Here is a 4,249-nt window from a genome sequence, read left to right on the forward strand (position 1 = left end):
CCTATAGGAGTGATTGCAGAAGCAAACAATATCAGAAATCCTCGGTTAATCAGAGTAGGGCAAACAATCCTTGTGCCAAACAAGTGGAATAGAGGATTCAAAAGCACTGCGAACTATCCTATTGGAGAGCTCGTAATTCATCTCGTTAGACGAGGAGAAACATTATCTCATATTGCAAGAAAATACGGCACTACAGTATCAAGTATTATGAGATGGAACAATCTTAAATCGGCAAAGAAAATATTTCCCAATCAACGGCTTAAAGTCTATGCAGGACTTACTTCAAAAGAGATAACTCCACAGATAGATACAGCACAAATCAATAATGCAAAAAAAGATCAATCAGGCCGTTATATTATCCATAAAGTAAGAAGAGGTGAAAATCTTTGGCTTATTTCAAGAAAATATGGTGTTACTATTTCATCTTTAATGAAATGGAATAATATTAGATACGCAAATAGAATTAAACCCGGACAACCTATCAAAGTGTATTTAGAAAGAGTAGCGCTGTCATCAAAAAAGAATTCTACTGTTCAAAGAACGGAATCGAAAAATTCAAGCACCAATGAAACAATCATATATAAAGTCAAAAAAGGAGACAGTCTCTGGTCTATCTCCAAAAAATATGGAGTATCGATTGAAAATATAAAAAGATGGAATAATCTAAAATATTCAAATAGACTGATGCCGGGTGATGAATTGAGGATAAATCTTGCTGAATCAGATTCATCTGAATCATCTTCAACAAAAGTTAGAATTGCCAAAAATGAAAATGAATCAACAGGATATATAATCCATAAAGTAAAAAAAGGGGAAACCCTTTGGGTAATTGCAAAAAGATATGGTGTCTCAATTGCAAATATTATGGAATGGAATAATATACGCTCAGCAAGAAAGCTGCGTCCAAGTCAAAAGCTAAAAATCTACAAGAAAGAATTTCTAAGTTCCTAATAAGACCTTTATTTTTCCCGACTTAAACTGAACTTTATCAGTGGCGGAGTAATCAATGTAGTAACAATAACCATTATAACAACTGCACTGAAAACAGCGTCATTTACTACTCCAAGCTGCTTCCCAATAGCGGCAAAGATTAATCCCACTTCACCTCTTGGCACCATTGATATACCTATACACAATCGATTAACTCCCTTGCCCGTTACAAAACCACATACTTGTTTGCCAACAAATGCCGCAATTGTGATTCCAGCCGCAACTCCCAGTATCTTAACATTGGTAAAAGTTTCAAGTTTGACCTGGATTCCCATAAGGACAAAAAACACAGGGACAAGAAAAGAAGAAATTGGTTTTATAATTTCATCGAGCTTCTGGGCATCTTTAAAACCTTCAAAATAAACCTCTTCAAGTATTAAACCTGCGGCAAAAGCACCTACAATCGGCGCTAAACCTATTTTGCTTGCTACATAGGAAAAAAGAAAAGCAATGCTTAAAGCAAGCACTATCTTTAACCCATCAACTTTCATCTTTGAAGCTTGTTTGGTTATGAGTGGCGCCACCTTGATTCCCGCTAAAATACCAACAGCAAGAAACAATACTGCTTTCAAAGTGATATATGATACAGAAAGTAAACTAATCGAACCTGATATGATTATTCCTGAAACAATGCTCAAAATCACAAGCCCCATAACATCATCTATAACAGCCGCACCAAGAACTATTTGAGCTTCCTTCGATGAAATCTTCCCAAGGTCTTTAAACACTCTTGCAGTAATTCCAACACTTGTTGCGCACAAGGTTGCTCCTATAAAGATATGGACATTTGTGTTTTTTTCAGGGAAAAAATATAGACTTACAAAGTAGCCAAGGACAAAAGGAGCAATTACTCCTACTGTTGCAACCCAAAAGGACTTCCATCCGACCTTCATCATATCTTCCAAACTTGATTCCAATCCCACTTCGAATAAAAGTATTATAACTCCAATTCTTGAAATAATATCAATGTAGAGATCAGAAGCAATAGGTTGAAAAATATCAATCCCCGTTAGATAATAAAAATTCCCAATCAGCACTCCTGCAATGAGCTCACCCAATACAGGCGGCTGTTTTATCCTTTCGAATATTTCCCCTCCAACCTTGGCTCCCAATAAAATAACTATTAGCCATAGTAGGACAGGAGTTACCGGATCAATATGACCAGTTTCTATATGCTCTGCCGATTTTTCTTGAGAAACTTCATTGGAGACAACATTATGTCCTTCAATAACAGCACCATCAGTTTCAGACAACGCACTAACCGAAGAAAAAAATGGCAGAAAAACCAATAGCAGAAAGAGTGTTAGAACAATTATATTTCTTGAACTCATTTTTTTCCTTTAATTTTTGTTGAATTATCAAATGTTAGCCCTTTAATCATAGAAAAACTTTACTTTTCTTTTCTTCTAAAAGTTCCGCTTTTCCCTCCTGTCTTCTCGATTAGATAAATATCTTTTATCTCAATTGCCTTATCTACTGCCTTGCACATATCATAAATGGTCAATGCTGCAACCGTTACAGCAGTGAGTGCTTCCATTTCAACTCCTGTAATATCCACTGCTTTCACTGTTGAAACAACTTTAATTTCACAATTTTCATCAAAAAGTTCAAAATCTATACTTACAGAGGTTATTTTCAAAGGATGGCATAAAGGGATCAATTCACTCGTTTTCTTTGCGCCCATTATTCCTGCAAGACGAGATACTTCCAAGACATCTCCTTTTGCAATCTTCTTATCCTTTAACATCGAATATGCTTCTTTCCCCAATGATACTATGCCTTGTGCTTGCGCAGTCCTCAAAGTCGGTTTTTTAGCACTGACATCGACCATTCGAGAAGCGCCCTTTTCATCAAAATGTGTAAAACGAGCCATTTTCATCTCCAAAAAGATAAAACTTTTAGCTTTCTATAAAGAAAAACAGTGTCTTGTCAATATTAATCTATCTTGCTTTTTAATCAAAAATAGCTAAATTCAAAAAAAATAAAATTAGGATTTTAAAAAGGATAAAAAAAATGAAAAGTCTCCAAAGAATATGTTATCTTATTTTGGCTATCTTAATTCTTTTTCCTTTTACGAGTTGTTCATCTTTTTCATATAGGAAAGGAAATAGTAAGGACAATATGAAAGTTAAAACACTTAAAAATGGACTAAAGGTAATAGTTAAAGAAACACATTCGTCTCCTGTGGTTTCATTTCATATGTGGGTAAAAACTGGAAGCAGTTATGAAAACGATAAAACACGCGGAATGTCACACCTTTTGGAGCATATGCTTTTCAAAGGAACAAAAAAACGGAAAGTAGGTGAAATAGCCAAAGAAATAGACAGCGCTGGAGGAATGATTAATGCTTTCACATCAAAAGATGTAACAGTCTATTATCTTACGATTGCAAGCCGCTTTTTCGACACAGGCATTGACATAATTTCAGATGCAATAATGAACTCCGAATTAGATGAAAAAGAACTTGAAAAAGAAAAAAAGGTTGTTCTTGAAGAGATAAGAATGGGTGAAGATGACCCTGAAAGAAGTTCTTATAAGGGACTATTCCTGACTGCCTACGATGTCCATCCTTACAGGTATCCTGTAATTGGATATAAAGAAACAGTAAGCGCAGTAACAAGAGACACTTTAATGAAATACTATAAAGAGAGATATATCCCCTCCAATATGACTCTTGTTATTGCAGGAGATGTAAACTGCAACGAAGCTTTTAAAAAAGCTGCTGAAGCCTTTAAAAATTTCAAAGACAAGCCGTTGAAAAACACTCCTCTGCCAAAAGAACCATCTCAAAAAGAATTGAAATTTAAAACTGCAAAAAAATCGGTAAAACAAGCATTTGTTAAAATAGCTTTTCATATTCCCGGAATTGCCTCAAAAGATGTTCCAGCGATTGATCTTCTGGCTTCTATACTTGGAGAAGGTGATAGTTCACGGCTTTATAAAAAGTTGAAACTTGAATCTGCTTTGGCTAACTCAGTTTATGCATACTCAATGACACCAAAGAATCCGGGGCTCTTCATAGTCAGTCTTTCTACGGAACCAAATAAATTAGACAAAGCTCTCCTCACTACATTGAAAGAATTAAAAAAAATAACGGCTGAAGAAATAGATGAAAATGAACTTCAAAAAGCAAAAACCTCCATAGAAAGCAGTACAATTTATGCTCAAGAAACAGTAAACGGAATAGCCCAGAATATTGGAAGTAATATAACGCTTACAGGAGATATAAACTTTGAGGAAAAATATTTAAAAAGAGTAA

4 protein-coding genes are annotated in these 4,249 nt (G+C 35.0%); 2 read left to right on the top strand and 2 right to left on the bottom strand.

The annotated features are described in order from the left end of the window. Positions 1 to 951 (top strand): LysM peptidoglycan-binding domain-containing protein (locus D6734_08330; protein ID RMF94221.1); only part of this gene is annotated, 951 nt, incomplete at its 5' end. Between the two features lie 8 nt (positions 952 to 959). On the opposite strand, the gene D6734_08335 is transcribed toward D6734_08330, so the two are convergent. Beyond that, positions 960 to 2,321, bottom strand: coding sequence for a cation:proton antiporter (locus D6734_08335; GenBank protein ID RMF94222.1), 1,362 nt, complete (start codon positions 2,319 to 2,321; stop codon positions 960 to 962). A gap of 59 nt (positions 2,322 to 2,380) precedes the next feature. Then, positions 2,381 to 2,863 (bottom strand): cyclic pyranopterin monophosphate synthase MoaC, encoded by a 483-nt coding sequence (gene moaC, locus D6734_08340; protein ID RMF94223.1) that lies wholly within the window; start codon positions 2,861 to 2,863, stop codon positions 2,381 to 2,383. A 140-nt stretch (positions 2,864 to 3,003) separates the two neighbouring features. On the opposite strand from moaC, the gene D6734_08345 reads away from it, so the two are divergent. Then, positions 3,004 to 4,249 (top strand): insulinase family protein (locus D6734_08345; protein RMF94224.1); only part of this gene is annotated, 1,246 nt, incomplete at its 3' end.

This window comes from Candidatus Schekmanbacteria bacterium (assembly GCA_003695725.1).
Classification (GTDB): Bacteria; Schekmanbacteria; GWA2-38-11; order GWA2-38-11; family J061; genus J061.